At 46.8% G+C, this 22,057-nt stretch carries 21 protein-coding genes; 12 read left to right on the top strand and 9 right to left on the bottom strand.

Translation table 11 applies throughout. The annotated features are described in order from the left end of the window. Positions 1–215 precede the first annotated feature (215 nt). On the top strand, positions 216–1,361 hold the full coding sequence (locus DXD02_RS07265) for a substrate-binding domain-containing protein (RefSeq protein WP_055226181.1): 1,146 nt from the start codon (positions 216–218) through the stop codon (positions 1,359–1,361). 7 nt (positions 1,362–1,368) lie between these two features. On the opposite strand, the gene DXD02_RS07260 is transcribed toward DXD02_RS07265, so the two are convergent. Then, positions 1,369–2,406 carry a helix-turn-helix domain-containing protein gene (locus DXD02_RS07260; RefSeq protein ID WP_158579808.1) on the bottom strand — a complete coding sequence of 346 codons (1,038 nt, stop codon included), beginning with the start codon at positions 2,404–2,406 and terminating at the stop codon, positions 1,369–1,371. 475 nt (positions 2,407–2,881) lie between these two features. Between DXD02_RS07260 and DXD02_RS07250 the strand changes: the two genes are divergently transcribed. Next, complete coding sequence (locus tag DXD02_RS07250; RefSeq protein ID WP_199596439.1) at positions 2,882–3,628, top strand: SDR family NAD(P)-dependent oxidoreductase; 747 nt, start codon at positions 2,882–2,884, stop codon at positions 3,626–3,628. Between the two features lie 287 nt (positions 3,629–3,915). On the opposite strand, the gene DXD02_RS07245 is transcribed toward DXD02_RS07250, so the two are convergent. Together DXD02_RS07245 and DXD02_RS07240 are read right to left on the bottom strand one after the other, a co-directional pair. Continuing rightward, the gene (locus DXD02_RS07245) at positions 3,916–4,677 is read right to left on the bottom strand and encodes a sulfite exporter TauE/SafE family protein (RefSeq protein ID WP_118666633.1); all 762 of its coding nucleotides are present in this window, start codon (positions 4,675–4,677) and stop codon (positions 3,916–3,918) included. 140 nt (positions 4,678–4,817) lie between these two features. Further along, positions 4,818–5,240, bottom strand: a complete 423-nt coding sequence (locus tag DXD02_RS07240) for a MarR family winged helix-turn-helix transcriptional regulator (protein ID WP_117801822.1) — start codon at positions 5,238–5,240, stop codon at positions 4,818–4,820. 224 nt (positions 5,241–5,464) lie between these two features. Between DXD02_RS07240 and DXD02_RS07235 the strand changes: the two genes are divergently transcribed. Next, positions 5,465–6,805: an MATE family efflux transporter gene (locus DXD02_RS07235; protein WP_117804471.1), complete on the top strand. Its 1,341-nt coding sequence runs from the start codon at positions 5,465–5,467 to the stop codon at positions 6,803–6,805. 210 nt (positions 6,806–7,015) lie between these two features. On the opposite strand, the gene DXD02_RS07230 is transcribed toward DXD02_RS07235, so the two are convergent. The 3 genes from DXD02_RS07230 to DXD02_RS07220 all read right to left on the bottom strand — a co-directional run bounded on the left by DXD02_RS07230 (position 7,016) and on the right by DXD02_RS07220 (position 9,654). Next, a complete protein-coding gene (locus DXD02_RS07230; protein WP_118666632.1) occupies positions 7,016–7,756 on the bottom strand; it encodes an energy-coupling factor ABC transporter ATP-binding protein in 741 nt (246 codons plus the stop codon). A gap of 111 nt (positions 7,757–7,867) precedes the next feature. Beyond that, the gene (gene cbiQ, locus DXD02_RS07225; protein WP_118666631.1) at positions 7,868–8,638 is read right to left on the bottom strand and encodes a cobalt ECF transporter T component CbiQ; all 771 of its coding nucleotides are present in this window, start codon (positions 8,636–8,638) and stop codon (positions 7,868–7,870) included. Positions 8,639–8,661: 23 nt separating this feature from the next. Further along, complete coding sequence (locus DXD02_RS07220; RefSeq protein WP_118666630.1) at positions 8,662–9,654, bottom strand: energy-coupling factor ABC transporter permease; 993 nt, start codon at positions 9,652–9,654, stop codon at positions 8,662–8,664. 505 nt (positions 9,655–10,159) lie between these two features. On the opposite strand from DXD02_RS07220, the gene DXD02_RS07215 reads away from it, so the two are divergent. Continuing rightward, a complete protein-coding gene (locus DXD02_RS07215; protein WP_118666629.1) occupies positions 10,160–11,617 on the top strand; it encodes an alpha-L-fucosidase in 1,458 nt (485 codons plus the stop codon). A gap of 179 nt (positions 11,618–11,796) precedes the next feature. Here DXD02_RS07215 and DXD02_RS07210 read toward each other — a convergent pair whose 3' ends face one another. From DXD02_RS07210 to tet(32), 3 genes are all read right to left on the bottom strand, one after another. Beyond that, positions 11,797–12,471, bottom strand: coding sequence for a glycosyl hydrolase family 28 protein (locus DXD02_RS07210; protein WP_158580139.1), 675 nt, complete (start codon positions 12,469–12,471; stop codon positions 11,797–11,799). A gap of 160 nt (positions 12,472–12,631) precedes the next feature. Next, the gene (tet(40), locus tag DXD02_RS07205) at positions 12,632–13,852 is read right to left on the bottom strand and encodes a tetracycline efflux MFS transporter Tet(40) (RefSeq protein WP_024407615.1); all 1,221 of its coding nucleotides are present in this window, start codon (positions 13,850–13,852) and stop codon (positions 12,632–12,634) included. Positions 13,853–14,138: 286 nt separating this feature from the next. Beyond that, entirely contained in the window at positions 14,139–16,058 is a 1,920-nt protein-coding gene (gene tet(32) / locus DXD02_RS07200; protein ID WP_003505402.1) for a tetracycline resistance ribosomal protection protein Tet(32), read from the bottom strand. A gap of 508 nt (positions 16,059–16,566) precedes the next feature. On the opposite strand from tet(32), the gene DXD02_RS07190 reads away from it, so the two are divergent. The 8 genes from DXD02_RS07190 to DXD02_RS07150 form a co-directional block, all read left to right on the top strand. Next, on the top strand, positions 16,567–17,022 hold the full coding sequence (locus DXD02_RS07190) for an XRE family transcriptional regulator (protein WP_003505401.1): 456 nt from the start codon (positions 16,567–16,569) through the stop codon (positions 17,020–17,022). A gap of 213 nt (positions 17,023–17,235) precedes the next feature. Continuing rightward, a complete protein-coding gene (locus DXD02_RS07185; RefSeq protein ID WP_003505400.1) occupies positions 17,236–18,003 on the top strand; it encodes a class I SAM-dependent methyltransferase in 768 nt (255 codons plus the stop codon). A 204-nt stretch (positions 18,004–18,207) separates the two neighbouring features. Then, on the top strand, positions 18,208–18,654 hold the full coding sequence (locus DXD02_RS07180) for an RNA polymerase sigma factor (RefSeq protein WP_003505338.1): 447 nt from the start codon (positions 18,208–18,210) through the stop codon (positions 18,652–18,654). Continuing rightward, a complete protein-coding gene (locus tag DXD02_RS07175; protein WP_003505336.1) occupies positions 18,644–18,847 on the top strand; it encodes a helix-turn-helix domain-containing protein in 204 nt (67 codons plus the stop codon). The genes DXD02_RS07180 and DXD02_RS07175 overlap by 11 nt, the downstream gene beginning before the upstream one ends. A gap of 624 nt (positions 18,848–19,471) precedes the next feature. Next, on the top strand, positions 19,472–19,870 hold the full coding sequence (locus tag DXD02_RS07170) for a plasmid mobilization protein (protein ID WP_002569238.1): 399 nt from the start codon (positions 19,472–19,474) through the stop codon (positions 19,868–19,870). Next, a complete protein-coding gene (locus DXD02_RS07165) occupies positions 19,842–21,464 on the top strand; it encodes a relaxase/mobilization nuclease domain-containing protein (RefSeq protein WP_002569237.1) in 1,623 nt (540 codons plus the stop codon). Before DXD02_RS07170 ends, DXD02_RS07165 begins: the two co-directional genes overlap by 29 nt. A 185-nt stretch (positions 21,465–21,649) precedes the next feature. Further along, the gene (locus DXD02_RS07155) at positions 21,650–21,862 is read left to right on the top strand and encodes a hypothetical protein (RefSeq protein WP_002569236.1); all 213 of its coding nucleotides are present in this window, start codon (positions 21,650–21,652) and stop codon (positions 21,860–21,862) included. Further along, on the top strand, positions 21,852–22,057 hold a 206-nt coding region (locus DXD02_RS07150; RefSeq protein WP_181975821.1), incomplete at its 3' end, for a phage replisome organizer N-terminal domain-containing protein. The genes DXD02_RS07155 and DXD02_RS07150, both read left to right, overlap by 11 nt.

Below are 22,057 nucleotides of genomic sequence, written 5' to 3'. Positions count from 1 at the left end.
CGTGTTGATTTGATATATCATATCATAAAAAAACGCAATGCTTCTGTCAAGTATTTCTACGTTTTTCCATGATTTTATATCATTTTCTTTTTATTTGATATATTATTTTTAGTTTGACTTATCTTTTTCCCGAGATTATAATACAAAGCAAGTCGATATCACACTTTTACAAATACAGTTGTCACCAATCATACTATTTGAGGAATTTTACAGACATGGATAGAAATAAAAGAATAACGAAACCCAAATATGAAATCATCAAAGAAGCTCTTTTAGAGCGCATCCGCACCGGACAGTTTTCTTCCGATGCCGTGTTCTGCACGGAAAAAATGCTCTCGGAGCAATATGAGGTAAGCCGCATCACAGCAAAGCGGGCGATTGAAGATCTGGAACAGCAGGGAATCCTGTATCGAAAACGCGGCGTTGGAAGCTTTGTCTCGCAGAAAATCCCACCGGTTTCCTCCTCCGCATCAGAAACCGACAGCAAATCAAAAATGGTTTCCCTGCTGCTTCCCTTTGCCACAACACAGGGAAACATTTCGGAAACGATTGGTTCCTTAAGTGCCGCACTGGCGGAAAAAGGATACTTTTTAAGCATTCATATCACCGGCTCTTCCTCTCCGAAGGAACGTGCCACACTGGAACTGCTCCGTTCTCAGAATATCGCCGGACTTGTCTACTATCCCAAGCGTGACAATATCCACCTGGAACAGTTAAACGATTTCCTGTTTGCAAACCGCCCGGTTGTCATCATCGACAAGCAGACCGACTGTCCGTATTTAAACAATGTTGTCTGCGACAATTACGATGGCGGACGGCAGCTCACCCGCCACCTTCTGGAACAAGGGCATCGCAACATCGCCTTTTTCACAACAGCTCCCCTTTCCGAAACCTCGTCGGTCCGTGATCGTTTCGGCGGATTTTTGCACGAAATAAAAGCCGCCGGAATCATGCCCGATTCCCGGCAGCTTATCACCTGGCCACATGCACTTTCTACAGAAGATGCCCTTTCAACAGAAATCACACCTTTTCAACAGCAGCTCCTTACCCTGCGGCAAAATGGAATTACTGCACTTCTCGCAGAAAATGACCAGGTTGCCGAACTCATCTTTCTCGCCTGCCGTACCATTGGCCTTAGGATTCCGGAAGATCTCTGCCTCTGTGGTTTTGATGACACGAGTCTCAGCCGGAGTCTTGAAATTACCTCTATTCATCAGGACTTTGAAAGCATCGGACGGGAAGCCAGCCGGATTCTCCTTTCCACACTGGAAAACCCTGCGGCGGAACCGGAAAAAATTGTACTGCCGGTGACACTTGTTCCCCGGGCATCCTCGCTTCGAATGATAAAAACAGAATCCTAAAACCAGATCATTTTTCATCTGAATTTTCTTCCAGAAATTTTCGGATCTTCTCTGGCGGCAGCAATGCATAAATACTTTTATGGAATGTTGCCGCCACTTCCAGTTCTCCGTAATATCCTGTACGCACATCACAATTTCCCTGGAACGCCTCCCGCAGTGTCGCATTCAGCGCTGCTCCCTCATCACTGTCCATAAAATCTTTCAGCATCCGGCAGCAGGTGTGCGTGTTTTCATAATAGCGGCGGTATGCCGGATGAAATTTCCGCATCCATCCGCTCACGGATACACAGAACAACGCCGTCGGATGGATCACCGGCTGATAAAGAAGACGCCATTTTTCCTGCTGTACTGGATCTACCGCAAACGCAAGCAAAGAAACTTTCAGCTCTTCCATAAAACCCGGATAATCTTCCTCCGTCAGAGAGATAATTTTCTGATTGCGCAGATACTGGTTGATATTCGTCGCATCAATCTGCTCCGGAGAAATGTACTGTAAATAACGGGACATCATTTTCAAATCCGTACCTGCGTGCTCAATCGTATGCTGTGTGATTTTCTGCCACAAAAACTGCTGATATTCCGTAACCGGCGTATCCAGATATGCCATCCACAAATACTGTGCCAGCAGCCGGGCATCCCGGGATTCCATCTGATTCCGGGTAGGATCCTCCGGGCAAAAATCGGTATCTGCAAGCATCCCCGCAAGCTGTTCAAGCGACTGGCACACAGGAAGCTGTCCGCTCAGACGATCCATTTCGCTGATCGTCTGCTGAATGGTAAGCATCTGCGACTGGAGTGCATTCAGCTGTTTATGCAGATAAAATGGTGTTGTGCGCGGCTTGTGAAGAATCGCGCGGATATCCGCCAGTGAAAGTCCTGCCTCGCGCAGCTTGCGGATGATAAAAAGTTTTTGAATATCTGCTTCTGAAAAATCATGGTAACCGTTATGTTCATCAACAACAGGCGAGATCATCTTCTGATCGATATAATAATAAACTGTCCTCCTGGACAATCCTGTTTTTTTGATTACTTCCTGAATTCTCATTGTTGCACCCCGTTTTTCCTTTTGTCCAGTCATTCCCCCGCATTCTGACTGTTTCTCTTTTTTTCACTCTTTTTCTTTCTGTTTTTCCGCTTTTTTCGTTTTGATTTTATAAAAGCATACACCTGGTGTATACTTTTGTTTCCTATTATATCCTGTTTTCCCTCAAAAAGCCACGTAACAATTCTCTTTTTCCATAGAAATCTTCTGCTTTTGAGAAAAGAATGCTGTTTATTTCTGAAAAAATTTGCATTGACTGTCCACCAACGATATCCCGTATAGTAAAGGAAAGGATTTGCAACAAAATTTAAGAGAAAGGAAATATCCCGTTTTTTGTATTCTCCAAAACGAATCATCATTCAAAGTCAAATGATTTTTCATGCAAAATTCATTTTTCTCCGAATCGTTAAAAAAATAAAAACTACAGCCTGCATAATCAGTTTTCATTGATACGAAAAAACGGGATCGGGTGAATGGTATGATGTTAAAAGATAAAGTTGCAATTGTTACCGGCGGAACCAGAGGCATCGGCTATGCCATTGTGCACAAATTTCTGCAGAACGGCGCGAAAGTCGTCCTGTTCGGATCCCGGGAAGAGACCGTTGCAAAAGCGGTTGCATCTTTAAAAGAAGAAAACCCGGACTGGGAAGTTTCCGGTGCATGGCCAAAGCTGACCGATGCAGCTGCCATGGTAGATGAGATCAACAAAGTCAAAGAAAAATACGGCAAAATCGATATTCTTGTGAACAACGCCGGTGTCTCAGACAGTACGCCAATTGACAAGTATACCGCAGAGCGCTTTGCCAGTGTCATGGATCTAAATGTCAACGCCATGATGAACGGCATCCTTCCAACCGTTGCTATTATGAAAGAACAGGGCGGCGGCTGTATTTTAAATACCAGCTCAATGGTCAGCATCTGCGGCCAGCCGGGCGGCGTTGCCTATCCATCCAGTAAATATGCGGTCAACGGTCTGACCTGGTCCCTCGCACGGGAACTTGGTCCTTTCCATATCCGTGTAAACGCGGTTGCACCTGGCATCACCCGTACCGATATGGTTGCCGCACTTCCAAAAGAAATGATCGATCCACTCATCAACCGCATTCCTCTTCGAAGAATTGGTGAGGCAGAAGACATTGCAAACGCATTCCTCTTCCTGGCAAGCGATATGGCTTCGTATGTAACCGGAGAAATTCTTTCCGTGGATGGTGCGATGAGATCCTGATTTATTTTTCATCCAGTTGTACACCATTTTCTGATTTTGAGGTTATCTGCGTAAAATCTATAGTTTTATGATAGAAAAAATCCTGCAAGACGTTAAACTATCTCTCAATCTTCCGCTTTCCATTTTGAAGATTGGGAGGCAGTTCATGTCCCACAGGATTTTTTCCTATATAGCAGCAGATATTCTCAATCCGATTCGCTGCTTATTGTTTTTCACCATGGAAGCAAGGGATTTCCTTGATTTGGTTAAATCATATTTGAAAACTTCTAAAGTGTCAGTCGACGTAGTTAGAAAAACAGCATCACCACTCCCAGCGCACAGAGCAAAATTCCCGTCATGCGGTTCAGCATTTTCACATTTGCCCCGTTAGCCCATTTCGCTCCAATCTGTGCAAAGACCAGGGTACTGATGACACAGGCAATCAGAATTGGAATGTCCGGCGCGCCGCCGATATAAAAATGAGAGATTGCACCGGTCAGAGCTGTAAAGGTCATAATAAAGACGCTCGTTCCAACTGCTGTTTTCAGCTCATATCCGAGCACGCTGGTCAGCACCAGAAGCAGCATCATGCCACCGCCTGCTCCGACAAATCCACAGATAAATCCAATCACAACACCGCAGAGAATCGACTGCTGGATTTTCTGTTTTTCTGATTTGTTTGCCTGTACTTCTTTCGTCGTCATGATCGGACGGATGATAAATTTCAGTCCGACAAACAGTGTCATCACTTTCGAAAATCCGCCCATGGTTCCATTTGGCACCAGCGAAGATACGAAGCTGCCGACCAGTGTAAAAATCAGAACAGATATCAGCATAATCACGCCATGGCGGATATCAATGTTTTTATTCTTTTTATAAGTCCAGGCACTTACTCCTGATGCCAGCACATCCGATGCCAGCGCAATGCCAATCGCCTGATAAGCCGGCATGTGTAAAAAGGTAATCAGCATCGGTGAAACAACGGCCGCTGCGGAGAGTCCCGCAAGTCCCGTGCCAAGGCCGGCGCCAAGACCAGCCACAATACATACGATAAGTTGTGTTATTGTCATAGTTTTTCTGTCATCCGCTTAGATCCGTTGCACTTTTCCTGTACTTTGCCATTTAGGGGCAGATGACTGTTTTCCTCCTCTTTCTGTTTTTGTTTTGTCTTATTTTTCTATTATGTTCTTCTCTCTGGCTTTCAGCGTTTTTATTTTTCCGTCACGTTCCTCCGAATCAGCTCGCATAATCTGAGAAATTCTTCCCTGTCTTCTCTGGAAATTCCGGAAAACAACGATTCTCCAAACGCTCTCTGGCAATCCTGTCCAAAGCGGATAATTTCTGATGCACTTTCTTCTAGCTTCAAATGCACTTTCTTGCGATCCGCCGCATCTGTTTCTTTTTGAATGTATCCTTTTTCACACAGCTTGTTCACTGCCAGTGAAACATGCGATTTCTGCATTTTCCGCACACGCACAATATCCACTGCAAGATCAAACTGGCTGTTATTCGCAAGAAACAGCAGAACATCCACTTCCGCAGCTGACAGATCATAACGCACCATGACCTTTTTTCGGTACTTGGCGTATTTTCGTTCTACCTCCACTGCAAATTGCCATTGTTCATCAAACATACTTTTTCACCTTCTTTTTTAACTTGATATTCTTATTTGTTCTATTTTGAACTTTTTGTATAATAGTTCTTTTTTGAACATTTGTCAAGGAGTGTACACGGAAAACGTTCGAACTTATAAATCTAAAGTATTTTTATAAAGTGCAGAAAATTATATTCTTGACTCTATAATTATTGTAGGGTTTACTATAATCGTAACATTCTACAACAGGAGGTTTCCCTATCATGGAACGAAACTTAACAACCGGCAGTATCTGGAAAAATATTTTCTATTTTTCGCTGCCTTATCTCTTATCGTATTTTCTGCAGACGCTCTACGGCATGGCAGATCTTTTCATCATCGGTCAGTTTGACGGTGCGGCCGGTACAACAGCCGTTTCCATCGGCAGTCAGGTTATGCATATGATTACCGTTATCATCGTGGGACTTGCCATGGGAACGACTGTCAGCATCGCGCAGGCCGTCGGCGCAAAAGATAAAAAGCAGGCATCACGCTGCACAGGAAATACCATCACTTTATTTCTCGGTGTTTCCGTCGTGCTGATGGTAATCCTGCTTCTTCTGGTAAAGCCGATCGTACTTGTGATGTCCACACCATCCGAAGCCGTTTCCGGCACCGTCGCTTATCTGACGATCTGTTTCATTGGTATTCCATTCATCACCGCGTATAATATCATCAGTTCCATCTTCCGTGGACTTGGTGATTCGAAAAGCCCGATGTACTTCATCGCAGTCGCATGTGCGGCCAATATCGCACTCGACTATCTCTTTATGGGCGCCCTGCATCTTGGTCCATCCGGTGCCGCGCTTGGAACCACGCTTTCCCAGACACTCAGCGTCATTCTGGCACTGATTGCGATCCGCAAACGTGATACCGGCATCCGTCTTACCCGGTCGGATCTCTCCCCTCAGACAGCTGTGATGGGACAGATTCTTAAAATCGGTGTTCCGATCGCCCTGCAGGATGGTTTTATTCAGATCGCCTTTATCATCATTACCATCATCGCTAACCGGCGCGGTCTGGAAGCAGCGGCTGCAGTCGGTATTGTAGAGAAAATCATCAGCTTCCTGTTCCTGATTCCATCTTCCATGCTTTCCACTGTTTCGGCGCTCGGCGCGCAGAACATCGGTGCTGGAAAGCAGAAGCGTGCCGAACAGACCATGTGGTGTGCTGCACTGATTGCTGTCGTTTTCGGACTGATCGTCGCTATTACGATTCAGTTTATTTCCGTTCCTGTGGTCGGTCTTTTCACAACAGATGCGGAGGTTGCACGCCTCGGCGGTCAGTATATCCGCGGTTATATCTGGGACTGCATTTTTGCTGGAGTCCACTTCACCTTCAGCGGCTATTTCTGTGCCTGCGGACGGTCGGAATTTTCCTTCCTGCACAATATCATTGCCATTCTGCTTGTTAGAATCCCCGGTGTGTATCTGACTTCCATCTGGTTCCCGGACACGCTGTTCCCGATGGGCATTACAACGGCATGTGGATCTCTGACCTCTATTATCCTCTGCCTGCTGGTGTTTCGGTACTTAAAGAAGAAACCGATTCGTACTGCTGTATAAATTTTCTTTGGAGATATCTTTATGACAGACGATCGCAGGAAATCACCTTAATTGACAACGGAATGACAAGCGATCCAGAAAAATTTGTAACAGAAATCCGAATCCCGATTCGACCTTCGGATTCTTTTTAAAAACAACAACCGGGAATATCTGATTTTTTGATTTCAGATATCCCCGGGTGTTGTTTTCTTTTGTTTTTTTCGGCCTTTTCTACCACACCGGCTTCTGCAGGCAGAACGGCAGTTCCAGTCCATTTTCCTCGAGAAGTTCCTGGTTCGTCAAAATTTCTTTTGCATCTCCATCGCAGACAATGCACCCGCCGGACATCAGAATCACGCGACTGCACGTTTCCAGAATCATGTCGAGATCGTGCGATGCGATGATTTTCAGATGTTCAAAATCGTTCAGAATGTGGATCAGTGATCTGCGGTTTCTGGGATCGAGTGCAATCGATGGCTCGTCCATCAGGATAATATCCGGTGTCATAGCGAGAATCGTCGCGATCGATACCATCTTTTTTTCTCCGCCCGACATTTTGTAAATTTGTTTGTCCCGCAGATGCTCGATGTGAATCTGTTTCAGTGCATGGTTTACACGTTTTTCCACCTCTTCCTCCGGCAGCCCGTAATTTCGCGGAGCAAATGCAACATCCTCAAATACCGTCGACATGAAAAGCTGGCTGTCGGAATCCTGGAAGACATAGCCGATTTTTTCGCGCACTTTGGGAAGCATCTCTTTTACAACCGGCATTTCCTCCACACGGATGCTGCCTTCGTAGTCCAGATTCAGTCTCACCAGAAGTTTCAGCAGCGTCGATTTTCCAACACCGTTCGCGCCGATCAGTCCGATGCTGTCATTTTCGTGTGCAGTAAACGTGATGTCCTGCAGAATCGGGACTGATTTTTCGTAAGAATAATTAACATGTTCAAAATTGATGTGAATATGGCTCATTTTTGATATCTCCCGACAATTCTTTTCTCTTCCCGCGTGCAGGCAACTGCACCAGGTTGCTTTTCTACTTCTTCCGACTTGTTGCAAATAGATGTCTTCCCACGCAGCGCTTCATCCCGTTACTTTCAGTACGGCAAAAAGTACAAGCCACACACCCATATACAGCCAGTCCTTCGCTTTGCACGGCTCCTTCGCTGTATAGTAAAATTCTCCCTGATAGCCACGCAAAGTCATGCTTTCATACACCTCATTTGCGCGGTCCATGCTGCGCAGAAGCAGCTGGCCGGCCAGTGTTCCCCATACCTTGAAATGAACACCCTTCTGATTCGGCGCGCGCAGACTATACGCCTGGGTCATACGGTTTGCCTCTTCAAGAAGCACCGTGACATAGCGGTACGTCAGCAGCACCTGTGTCACCAGAATGGCAGGGATATGAACCAGACGCAGTGCATAACAGATTTTCTCGATGGATGTTGTCGCAATCAGAAGATACGCCGCCAGTACGCTGTAAATGCCTTTAATCATCAGCGTCACCATGGAAAGCATCCCTGCTGTCAGCGGAACGGTACCAATATACCCGATTACCTGACGGTCAAAAATCGGATTAAACAGCCCCACAAAGCAGACAAGTGGCAGGACAATCCGAAGCCGCCGGATACTGTCGCGGAATGAAATTTCGCCGACGATAAAGAGTACAATCGGATAAATTCCCATGCGCAGCAGGCCGGTCAGATCGTATTTTTGAAAGGACATGGTTACGGTCAGAAAAACAATCGTTAAAACAAGTTTAACCAGTGGATGAAGCCTGTTCACCCACTGGTCCTTCGCCGCAAGCATATCCATATGATGGATTTCATATAGTGCATTGCCAAGTTTATTCATTTCTTTCTCCTGTTCCGTGCAGCTTATGACTTTTTCTTTTTAAAGAAACGGAATGCATAGCATGCACCGACACAGACAATAAGAACGACTGCGGATCCCGCAATTCCGGAAAAGCTGGTTCCAAACGTGGAATCCGAATTTTTAAATCCATAGTCCGGCAGAAGTGCCGTTTTTTCCTGAATTTCTTCCGCCGCTGCATGTGCGCCGGTTCCGTCGTTTTCCAGTTCCGTCGAGCCAGTCAGACGCTCCATGGACCACTCAAGTCCATCCGGATTGGAGGATGCCGCAAGAGAAACAGCTCCGCCGATCACCAGTGCTGCGATGCCTAAAATCGCAATTGTCTTCTTGAAAGAAAAGCGGCTCTTTGCCCTTTCTTCGCTGCACGAAAGCATCTCCGGACGCGCTTCATAGACGAACAGCAGAACGGCCGCTGTAATCAGGCCTTCTACAAGACCAATCGCGAGATGAATCGGCTGCATTGTTGCCACAAATACAGAAAACGGCAGATCCGTAATACCGGATGCAAGTGTTTCCAGCGCCACACTGAAAGCACCAAGCTGCAGCGTCACCACGCACCCAAGGATGGAAGCACCTACAATCTTTCCGCGCGACATTCCCTTTTTCATCATCGGACACCAGAACAGGAAATAGCCGAGAAAGCACCCATAAAACGCCATATTCCAGATGTTGCACCCAAGCGCCAGAAGACCGCCGTCCGCAAACAGCAGACACTGGATCAGCAGCACACCGATCATTGTTAAAAATGCGGCGTACGGTCCGAGTAATGCAGTCAGCATCATCCCTCCGCAGAGATGACCACTCGATCCTGTGCCCGGAATTGTAAAGTTAATCATCTGCGCCGCAAAGACAAACGCACCCATCACTCCCATCACTGGGATCTTTTTCGGGTCGCTCTCCAGGCGTACTTTTTTTACAGAAAAACCAGCTGCTCCGCCGGAACAGACATACATTGTTGCAGCCACTGCAGGCGCAACCAGCGCATCAGCCATATGCATAATGTTCTCCTCCTTTTCGTTTTCTGTTTTTTTCTTTTTTTACTTTACTACGCTAAAATTCGTCCTGCAAGCCCCCGTGGGGGTTATTTTTTCAGATTTTTCCGCGATCCTTTTTGTTCACTTTTACCGATTTTTTATGAACATTTTGTTTAAAATTAAAGGGTGACTTTTTAACATTTATATGGTATTCTATAGACAACACAGACGGATACCCCGGTGTCGGGAGTCCGTACACACACTATCTCGAGGACAGGATTCCTGTCCGATCCGCGGCCGCCTGCACGTCATCGGGTCGCCGCGGTTTTTTCTATAGAAAAAAGCCCTCCGGGCAGGATCGCACTGCGGAAGCGAGGAATTATGTCGCTTTTTCAACCCGCTGCAGCCAAAGAATCCCATAAAGCAGGATTCTTTCTTAATTGTAGTGCCAAAACCGGTTCTTTACGGGTTCTGGCTGTATTTTCGAGTATTGGTGTGAATTTTATCTTGATGAGAAGGAGACTCTCTTATGAGCACAGAGAACTTAGAACACGAAGATCAAAACAGAACACCAGAACCGACCATCGATATCCGGAGCAATGAAGCACCCGCTGATCCGGAACAGGAAATTGTTTCCCAGGGTGTTCACAACTACAGCGCCGCTGAAACGTATGTGCGTCCGACCGATCCGGCCATTCTGCAGCAGCTTGAGTGGTTCCAGGACCAGAAACTGGCACTGATGATGCATTTCGGTCTGTACTGCCAGCCGGGTATGGTTGCTTCCTGGGCATTAAGTGACAAGGATTCTGACTGGTCCCGCCACCAGGTAAACTGGGCAGACGGAGAAACGTTCAAAAAACAGTATTTTAATCTGAACCGTTCGTTCAACCCAGTCCGCTTCCAGCCGGAGGAGTGGGCACAGATGGCAGAGGACTGCGGGTTCCGATATCTGATTCTGACCACAAAGCATCACGACGGATTCTGCCTCTGGGATACGAAATATACCGATTATAAGACAACCGCAGAGGACTGCCCGTTCCATGAGCACAAAAATGCGGATATCGTGAAATCCATGTTTGATGCATTCCGTAAGAAAGGCATCGGCATCGGCGCTTACTTTTCCAAAGCAGACTGGCACTGCCCGGACTACTGGAATGAGGAGCTTAGAAAAGACGGCATGACATCCCGCGGACCATCCTACGATCCGAAGGAGTACCCGGAAGTGTGGAACCGTTTTAAAGAATATACAAAGAATCAGGTGCTGGAGCTCTGCGAGAATTACGGCAAGCTGGATATTCTCTGGTTCGATGCCGGCTGGGTGTGCGAGCATAACGGACAGGATATCGATCTTGGCGGGATCGTTGACGAAGCGCGTAAGATTCAGCCATGGGTTCTCTCCGTTGACCGTACGATCGGCGGCGCTTATGAGAACTACGTTACCCCGGAGCTCTGCATTCCGGAAGAGCCGCTGAACGTTCCGTGGGAGAGCTGCCTGACACTCGGCGTAGACTTTACGTACGAATACGGCGATCACTACAAATCCCCGCGTGAACTCGTCGGCCTGCTGGTTAACATCGTTGCCAAAGGCGGCAACATGGCACTGAACGTCAGCCCGCAGCCAGACGGCCGTATCCCGGTCGACGCCTGGGACAGCCTGAACGGCTTTGGACAGTGGATGAAAACCTACGGCGACGCCATCTACGGAACCCGCGTCTGCGCACCGTACCAGAGCGGAAACCTTTCGTTCACACAGAAGGGTGACTCCGTGTATGTATTCCGGCTGTATCCGACGGTGCAGGAATCGGTAGAGGCTGAGATTTTCGTGCCGTATACAGAAGAGAAGATTTCTGAGATCTGCATGGTGGAGAATGGGGAAACGGTTGCTTTCAGAGAAGTGGAAGGCGGACTTTGCATCACCGTTCCGGCAGGATACCGAAGAGGCTCAGCACCGATTGCGTTGGTGTTTGAGATGAAGAAAGAACGGTAAATCAACAAGTGTAAACGTTTCCTTGATCCATTCAGGTCGGCTGGATTAGTCATTGATACGCCTAACGTCAAAACAGTTCAAGTGCATTTCTGCACCTGAACTGTTTTTCTGCTTTTTCAATATAATTGAAAAAACTATATTCATTTAAGAAGTTGAATCTTCCCTATATGGTAATATTCTCAGAATTTCATCTGTCTGCATGTTCTGACACCGTTGACGTAAATATCATTTGCCAGTTCTGTGACTAGCCGCATATCCTGCCAGGTTTCACACTTGTTCCCCATAAAAGTAATGTTATCAAAATGGACATCATGAACACGTACTTCTTCTGTCGGTGTCTGGTACCCCCGGATCACGGAAACCGGGATATCTCCGTTCAGCACCTGGATATTATCAAAATAGATATCATTAATCTCTCCTTTGGCAAGCTGTTCCGTATATTTGCAAAGCAAAACCTTAATATCGAACAGTTTCTGTTCTGCCTGCTCTACTCTGATATTTTTATAATGTATATCATGAACATGACCGCCATCTGCCTGATGGATGGAAATCGCCGCACCACCCATGTTTCCTTCATACTGGCAGTGTATGATGTCACAGTCTTCAAATACCAGGTCGTGGATTTCGCTCTGAAGGGCATAACCAAGCTCTATGGCATTACCGGGTTCTGCATTCCAGATTACGTTATTGTGAACACGCACTTTTGTTACATCACGTACCGTTGACGGATCTTCAAACAATCTTTGGGATTTGATGCAGATACTGTCGTCTGTGGAACGGATAAAGCAATTTTTCACCTCTACATCCTGGCTGCTCGTAATATCAATACCGTCTCCCGTTACAATCCTCGACATAATGCTCATGTACGGTAAAGTATCACAAGAAAATTATGTCGAATTGACAGCCGCCTCCGCTATACCGAATAAGGAAATAAAGAGTCCTCAAATTTTGCGCTACTAAATGAAGACGAGCGGAAGTAATCTCCCGCTCGTCAGTAAACTTAACTATGCCATATCAATCCCGCTTCTTTCCCGCCACCGGCACTAAGAACAGCGCGGGCAACAGCAGGAAAGCGGTACAGACCAGCCCCCAGGGTATGGACACCTGCTGGGCTACCAGCCCCACAATAGGCCCGCCGATGATCTGCCCGAAAGAGTCCAGCTGTCCGCTGGTGGAAAAGACTGTGGCGCGCATTTTCTCATCCACATGGTCGTTCATCCAGGCGGCCAGCACAGGCTCCTTGATGGTGCGCATAAGCCCCGCCAGCAGGAACACCAACAACATGAACCAAAAGCTCCGCCCCACCGCGAAGAGAACCAGGCACAGGATATACCCGGCGCTGGTGGACATGACCACACTGGTTCGGCTGACAGTCCCTTTTTTCTCCATGCGGGCGATGAGCAACTGAGAAGCCAGAATACCTAAGCCGTTGCCGATAAGACTGATAACACCGAACCAAGTGACGCTGTTCAGCGGCCCGATAACGGGTATTACCGTGTCATCCAGAAAATGAGCGGTGGAGAGCCGGTCAAAGCCTTCACTGGCAAGTCCCCCGCATAGTGTGATTGCTAAGAGCGCCAGCAACACAGGTGCGCCTTTCACAAAGCCCAGGTTGAGCTTGAACAGGCAGACAAAGTCTTTAAGCAAGCCCTGCCGTTCCTCAATAGCAGGGGAGAAGTTGGTTTCTGGCATGATGCGAACCATCACCAGCCCCAACAACAAGCACAAACTGCCCCCCAAGATGACAGGCATTTGCAGGTTTATGTTTCCCAGCAGTGTGCCCAGCACCACGCCCAGAACGCCGCCGATTTGCCCCATTTGACTGCCCCGCAGGAACACCTTGTCTATGGGTTTGTCCTCTTCCTCCGAGGCAATCCACGCCTCCAGAGCGCCGGTGATGAAGGTATCACCGCAACCCCAGACAACCTGGGCCAGCAGAACCGGCGCGAACCACGGTAGCGCACCCTCCATCAGAAAGCCCAGGCCGTAGAGGAACATTCCAATCAGCACCGAGCGCCGACGGCTATACAAATCCGCCACCACACCGGTGGGTATCTCGAACAGAAAGCAGGAGGTCTCCAGAACCGTCCCTACCAGGACAAGCTGGAAAGCATCCAGCTGCACCACCTCCAGGTGGTACACGATGGAAAGCACTGTGGACATAGAAACCGCCAGGGAACAGACAAATCGGAACAGCAGGTAGACAGAATATGCCTTTGAATTTTTAGCAAACATGAAGTTACATTCTCCTAGTATAATAATGGTGTAGTCAAGAACGACTACTGGTTAATAGTTACAAAGTCCAATCTAATAAATCTATATAGATATAACGGAAGGAGGAGTTCCCCCTCCATCAGAAGTTATAGGACATATTTACCGTGTCTGAGGTTTCCTTAATGCACCAGACAAAATATAGAGGTATAATCACTGAAGGCAGGATCATTGACGTTTCCTCCTTGGGAGCCGGCCTTCTGGGATATTTCGCAATAGCCAGCAATGAACGCTTGCATTGCGCAAGACGTTACATTATCTTCTGAAACATATGCCGGATCTTGTCTAAACGGCTGTTCGGGCGGCGTGGCTGAAATACAGGCTCGCCGGAAGTTTCCTGATACCCTTTTAATTCTGTAATGCAGACACTTCTTCCATTTGTATAAAAATTCAGATCATTCCTATATTCACCGATACAACGGGCAGGGATTTCACCCTTAAAAATAACTTCATCTTTTTCAAGTCTGGTTGATTCAATGATTGCGCAATACTTTGGTGCATCATTATAAGCCCGTGAAAGATATTCCTGCGGTGCAAAAAGGGTAAAGGAAAGGTATGGTTCCAACAGTTGTGTCCCTGCTTTTTTCAATGCCTGCTCCAACACGACAGGCGCAAGAAAACGAAAATCAGCGGGGGTGCTGACCGGGCTGTAATAAACTCCATAATCAAAACAAATTTGGCAGTCTGTCACTCCCCAGCCATATAAGCCCTGCTCCATTCCATAACGCACACCCTCCATGACGGCATTTTGAAAACTTTGGTTTAAATAGCCGAGAGATACCTCGCTTTTATATTGTGTTCCGCTTCCAACAGGAAGCGGTGTTACAGTCAAACCAATAGATGCCCAAAACGGATTCGGCGGCACTTCAATATGAATCGTGCAGCTCGCTTTTTTTTGCGGTCTTTCCAGATAAATAACCGAAGGCTCTTTCATAGCCACGCCCACATGATATTTTTCTTCTAATAGCGAACAAATAACTTCTAACTGTACTTTTCCCAAAAAAGATAACATAATCTCATGGGTAACAGTATCAATGTCAAAATGCAAAAGAGGGTCTGTATCAGCAATCTCTGCGAGGGCATTTAACAGGGCTTCCCTTTGCTCCGGCTTTTGCGGCTCTACCGTTGTCCGAAGTAATGGCATGGGATTATCAATCCGTGTTTTGTGAGGCAGGAGTTTTTCATTTCCCAGGATATCGTTCAGTTTCAAAGTATCATCAGCTAAAATAACAATTTCTCCCGGACAGGCATGGTCAGCCGGGACGATTTCACCATTTGACGGAATACACATTTCTGTAATCTTTATTTTTTCCTTTTTTGACAGCAGCAGGGTATCCCGTAAATGGAGCGTCCCATGATACAGGCGTAAATAAGAAAGCCGTTTTTTCCGCTCTGTATACTCAACCTTAAAAACATATCCACATAATTCAGACTGAATATCGTCCGTTTCTGTAATGAAAGTTTCTATAATCGCTTCAATCAGTTTTTCTGTTCCTAAATTGTCTTTTGCACTCCCATGATAAACAGGAAACAAAGAGCAGCATCTGGTTCTTTTGCACTTTTCATATTGTAATTCCTGTATATCCAAAGAATCCTCTGCAACATATCGTTCTAATAGTTCATCGCTTCCGGAAATAATCATATCCCATTTGTCTAAATCAGAAATATCGGTCATGGTTATCTTTGGCGACAGGGAAACCTCCTGCATGACAATCATATCACTGGTAAGTTTATCTTTAATGCTTTGGTAAACACACTGCAGGTCGATCCCATTTTGGTCTATCTTATTTATAAAGATAATTGTCGGAATGTCCATTTTCTGAAGCGCATGGAATAATATACGGGTTTGTGCCTGTACGCCGTCTTTTGCTGAAATGACTAAAACAGCTCCGTCAAGGACAGATAAAGAGCGGTATGCTTCGGTTAAAAAATCCATATGACCGGGAGTGTCCACGATATTGATTTTATAATCATTCCAATAAAAAGAAGTAACCGCTGTCTGAATGGTAATTCCCCGTTGCCGTTCCAAAATCATAGTGTCTGTTCTTGTGGTCCCTTTATCCACGTTTCCCTGTTCCGCAATCGCTCCACTGGTGTATAGCAGACTTTCTGTCAATGTAGTTTTTCCTGCGTCTACATGGGCCAGAATGCCGATATTGATTATTTTCATGTGATTGTCCTCCCTTTACAGCCCCAAAGGGCATAAAAATCCCCAGCAGTAAAATACTTTTACCACTGGGGATTCTAATTTGCGGACATACACATATACAGCATACACCTATTTGTGATTGCTGTTTTTTGAATATGTCAAAATTGATAAGGCAAAAGTATTCTTAAATTGGGTACAAAAAACCAAGCCCCCACAAAAGGAGCTATCATAATTCTTTGTTCCCACTATTTGATTATAGTTTTATTTAAGAATACCTTGCCGCATATTTTTTACTCCTTTTCTGGAATGAAGCTATTATATCACATCAGTTTTAGGAAAGCAAGTACTTAAAAGAAATTTTTCTTCCCCTTATATGTAACAATCATACCGGCTTCCTGGTGTTCAGAATGGTTTCTGCTGTCTGCTGTGGTGTTTGATTGGAATTGTCCAGCCAAAAGCCGATCCGTGGTGTTGTCTGCATAAATGTATCGTATATTGATAAAATCAGCATCAGAGAGGAGGAACCATTTTGAACCAGAAACAGACGGATATTACAACAGGAAAGCAAATACGTCATCTGCGAACACAATCGGGAATGACACAGGAAGAACTGGCTGGGGAATTGAATGTTACCCGGCAGGCGCTATCGAATTGGGAGAGAGATGTTAATGAACCCGATTTAAATACGTTGAAAAAAATTTGTTTTCTTTTTGGAGTCCACATGGACGATTTTGCGAAGGAGGTAATAACAAAAATGGAAACATGTGAAAAAAAAGAGAAACGACAATTTAATAAGTATGATATGGCAATTGGACTTTTTTATGGTGTCGGGATATTTCTTGGCATTGGTATTTTCTTTGTTGGCGGTTTTATGACAATGTCGGGTGCAGGGTGGGGAGCATCACTATTTGGCGGTGGCTGTTTTTCTCTTGTATTTGGCTTGATATGCCATGCAGTTATTACATTGAGAAGAAATGACAAATGATGACATATCCTGCTTTCTAGACTTTTCGGTCATATCGCGTAAAAAAGCCGCTGCTTTTGGCTTTCCAATAGCGGCGGCAAAGGGAAATATCCTTTGAATACCTTACAGAAGAAAAGTTTTGCAGCATTATAAAAATAAAAGCCTATACCATTTTGGAAAGAAAAGATACATAATAGTCAAGACGGCAACAATCAGAAGTTATGGAGGGTAACAATGGAATATAGTAAGGAAGATTTAATGGAAGCAAAAAGGCAAATTTTGGGAGTGGGAGAGAACATGGGAACAGAGGAAAGTAAAAAAATCTGGGAGAAAAACGCACAATTTTGGGATAATGCAATGGGTGACAAATCTAATGAATTTCACAGAGAGGTAGTGCGTCCCAAAGTAACGGAACTTCTATCTCCTAATCCTGCGGATTACATTTTGGATATTGCGTGTGGCAATGGAAATTATTCTTCGTATCTTGCACAAAGAGGCGCTTCGATTGTCGCTTTTGATTACAGCAAAAAAATGATAGAATTGGCTAAAAGACGGCAATCACAATATGCAAAACAAATTGAATTTTGTGTAGCGGATGCGACCAATAGAGAAAGTATATTAGAATTAAAAAGAAATCGAGCCTTTACGAAAGCAGTTTCTAATATGGCAATTATGGATATTACGGATATTGAACCACTTCTTATGGCTGTTTATGAACTGTTGGAGGAAAGCGGAATTTTTGTCTTTGCAACGCAACACCCTTGTTTTATCACGTTGACTGAAAAATATATGACACCGCACAGTTACTATGGTATAGCGATTGAAGGGCAACCGGAGGAGCAGATTTATTATCATCGTTCCATACAAGATATTTTTAACCTTTGTTTTAGAGCTGGATTTGTCATTGATGGATTTTATGAAGAATGTTTCAAAAACAACAAAGAAATTCCTATGGTAATGATAGTAAGGCTTAAAAAGGTAAAACGTGATAGCTTAAAATAAATTCAAGTTTGCCGGATAAATAGCAAACCTGGCCGAGCCAGTCAACGGTCAAGATGAACGGGCTTCGCCCGCCGTTGACAGCCCCGCCCGGTTTTGCAGTTAGGCAGTCAAGGAGCGACAGCCTAAAGTGCTGCCGCCCCTTACTATCATAAAAAGCAACTACTAACCAGCCACAGCCCTTTTGGGAGGAAAGGGGGATTTTCCATGACCTGTACAGAAGAATATCGGGAACATATCGAGTACACTTTCCATGCCTTTTGCAAAGTCGTTATCCGAAATGCAACGATCAACGCAGCGAGGACACGGAGCAGGAAGCACAAAAGAGAAATATCCCTTGAATACCTCACAGACGAAAAGCACTACCCTTTAGGCACGACAGATGAATATTTCCAAGCCCCGGAGCCGGACGAGGAATACATACTTACCCTTTGCGGCGATACGGTCATTTTCAGCAGCGGCTTACTTGCGGAAGCCCTGTCACGGCTGGACGAACGGGAGCGGGAAATGATTTACCTGTCCTTTTTCAAGCGTATTCCACAGCACGAAATTGGCAGACAGTACGGGCGCAGCCGCAGCACAGCGGGCTACCATATCCGAAAAGTCCTACGGCAGCTCCAAGCGGAAATGGAGGGAATGGCATATGAGAAATAATAGGCTTCTCCCCTATGAAACAATCGTCCAAGCCACCAGCGGGGAGCCGGAAGCGGTGGGAACTGTATTGCAGTATTACCGCCGCCGCATACAATGTGCCGCCCGTGTGAATGGACGGGTAGACCAAGATACAGAGGACTACATCACCCAGACGCTTCTCACAGCTATTTTCAAGTTCCGCTTTGGGAGATAGCCCTACCGCCTACAACTGAATAACCGCCGCTTCGCCGGCAACCAGAAAGCAGTAAATCTATTCAACAGATTTGCTGCTTTTTTTCGTTCCTGTTTGGCATTTTTGAAAATCCCCAGTATGAAAAAACAAAAGGGAAAATTGCCGCCGCAGTTGGCAAAATCCCTTACTTATCCGTGGAGGGTATCAAAGAAAAAAATACTGCCATTGTCCGCCTTTTTCGGCTTGCGTGGTGTTGTAGGGAATAAGGGGAAATTCTAAAAATCTCCGTCCATTTTGCTTTGCGTGGTGTTGTAGGTAGTGAAAGGAAAATTTTCAAGATATGCCGGAATAGCGGGTAGCAAAGCCCTTTTGAAACGTCTTGTTAGCGGAAAGTACGGAAGCCGGGGAACGCCGGAGTTTTTCAGAGCAAGATTCTACCGCAGTACCAAAATTCGCTTATCGCTCATTTTGCCCCTGCGGGAATCTTGTTGGGGAGTGCCTTCCCCAAACCCTGCTTATGCGGCTTACGCCGCTGGAAAATCCCTCAAAATAATTTTTCGGATTTTTCAAAAACAGTTCCGCTTTACACCCTGTTTTTCTCCTATTAGTGAGAGGACACCACGCACAGCCGAAGGAGGTTTTACCATGCGAAAACGATATAACACGCCGCACCGCAGCCGGGTAGTCAAGACACGCATGACCGAGGAAGAATACGCCGAGTTTGCGGAAAGGCTTTCTGCTTACAACATGAGCCAAGCCGAGTTTATCCGGCAAGCCATAACCGGGGCAGCCATACGCCCCATCATAACCGTTTCCCCCGTCAATGACGAGTTGCTTGCCGCTGTCGGGAAGCTGACCGCCGAATACGGCAGGATCGGCGGCAACTTAAACCAGATAGCCCGGACGCTGAACGAGTGGCACAGCCCCTACCCGCAGCTTGCCGGGGAGGTACGGGCGGCGGTTTCCGACCTTGCTGCCCTAAAGTTTGAAGTCTTGCAGAAAGTGGGTGACGCTGTTGGCAACATTCAAACATATCAGCTCTAAAAATGCGGACTATGGCGCAGCGGAAGCCTATCTCACATTTGAGCATGACGAGTTTACCATGAAGCCCACCCTTGATGAAAACGGGCGGCTGATACCGAGGGAGGATTACCGCATTTCTTCCCTCAACTGTGGGGGCGAGGATTTCGCTGTTGCCTGTATGCGGGCTAATCTCCGCTATGAGAAAAACCAAAAACGGGAAGATGTGAAAAGCCACCACTATATCATCAGCTTTGACCCACGGGACGGGACAGACAACGGCTTGACCGTAGACCGGGCGCAGGAGCTGGGCGAGCAGTTCTGTAAAGAGCATTTCCCCGGACACCAAGCCTTAGTCTGCACCCACCCGGACGGGCATAACCACAGCGGCAATATCCATGTGCATATCGTCATCAACTCCCTGCGGATTTATGAAGTCCCGCTTCTGCCCTACATGGACAGACCAGCCGACACACGGGAGGGCTGCAAGCACCGCTGCACCAACGCCGCTATGGAATATTTCAAGAGTGAAGTCATGGAGATGTGCCACCGGGAGGGGCTTTACCAAATCGACCTCCTAAGCGGCAGCAAGGAACGGATAACCGAACGGGAATACTGGGCGGCAAAGAAAGGACAGCTTGCCCTTGATAAAGAGAACGCTGTCAGAGAAGCCGCAGGACAGCCGACCAAGCCCACCAAGTTTGAAACGGACAAGGCGAAGCTGCGCCGGACGATACGGCAGGCACTTTCCCAAGCTGGCAGCTTTGACGAATTTTCTTCCCTTTTGCTGCGGGAGGGTGTGACCGTCAAGGAGAGCCGGGGGCGGCTTTCCTACCTCACGCCGGACAGGACAAAGCCTATCACAGCCCGGAAGCTGGGGGACGATTTTGACAAGGCTGCTGTCCTTGTCCTGCTTACGCAGAACGCCCACAGAGCCGCCGAACAGAGCAAAGCCATACTCGAATACCCTGCCGCGGTTAAAAAGCTGTCACAAGGGGAAAAAACCACAAAAACCACCCCGGCAGACAACACCTTGCAGCGCATGGTTGACCGGGAAGCCAAGCGAGCCGAGGGCAAGGGCGTGGGCTATGACCGCTGGGCGGCAAAGCACAACCTAAAGCAAATGGCAGCTACCGTTACCGCCTATCAGCAGTACGGCTTTTCTTCCCCGGAGGAACTGGACGAAGCCTGTTCTGCCGCCTATACCGCCATGCGGGAAAGCCTTACAGAGCTGAAGCAGATGGAAAAGACGCTGAACGGGAAAAAGGAGCTGCAACGGCAGGTGCTTGCCTATTCCAAGACCCGCCCTGTCCGGGACGGGCTGAAACAGCAGAAAAACGCCAAAGCAAAAGCAGCCTACCGTCAGAAGTACGAAAGCGACTTTATCATAGCAGACGCAGCCGCCCGCTATTTCAGGGAAAACGGCATTTCCAAGCTGCCGAGCTATAAAGCCCTGCAAGCAGAGATTGAAACCCTTATCCAAGAGAAAAACAGCGGCTACAACGATTACCGGGCAAAACGGGAGGAATACCGCCGCTTACAGACTGTCAAGGGCAATATCGACCAGATTTTACACCGGGAGCGCAAGCCTGTGAAAAGGCAGGAACAGGAACGATAAAAACCGCCCCAAAATGTACCCGAACCTATACAGAACAAGGGGGCTGCCCCGTACCCTATCCGCAAATACCAAAGGATTTTTTAACGGGCTTATAGGGCAGAAAAAACCCGAAAATGATACCGAGATGATACAGAATTACCGCCGATACCGCCACACCAGCGGAAACGGCAGAAAGGAGCGCACCCATGCCAAGAATGAGCAAGAAACGGCGGCTGGAATGGTCTTTTTTCCTGCGGCAAGTGAAAGTCGGGAATTCCACCTGCGATCGTATCACATACAATGACCTCTGCCGGGGCTGTACCCATAGCTGCAAGCAGAGCTTCCGGGCGGTTATCATACTCTGCCCCCACTACTACTCCAAACGCCGGAAAAAGGAGGACAGGGACAATGGCAGATAACCGCAAGTATTACTACCTCAAGCTGAAAGAGAACTTTTTTGACAGCGACTCCATTGTGCTGCTGGAAGATATGAAAGACGGGATTTTATACTCCAATATCCTCTTGAAGCTGTACTTAAAATCGCTGAAAAACGGCGGGAAATTGCAGCTTGACGAGCATATCCCCTACACAGCGCAGATGATAGCGACACTGAC

The sequence above is a fragment of the Blautia sp. TF10-30 genome, assembly GCF_003481245.1.
Lineage (GTDB): Bacteria > Bacillota > Clostridia > Lachnospirales > Lachnospiraceae > Fusicatenibacter > Fusicatenibacter saccharivorans.
The sequence above is the reverse complement of the archived record's forward strand: the minus strand, read 5'-3'. Positions and strand labels throughout refer to the sequence as shown.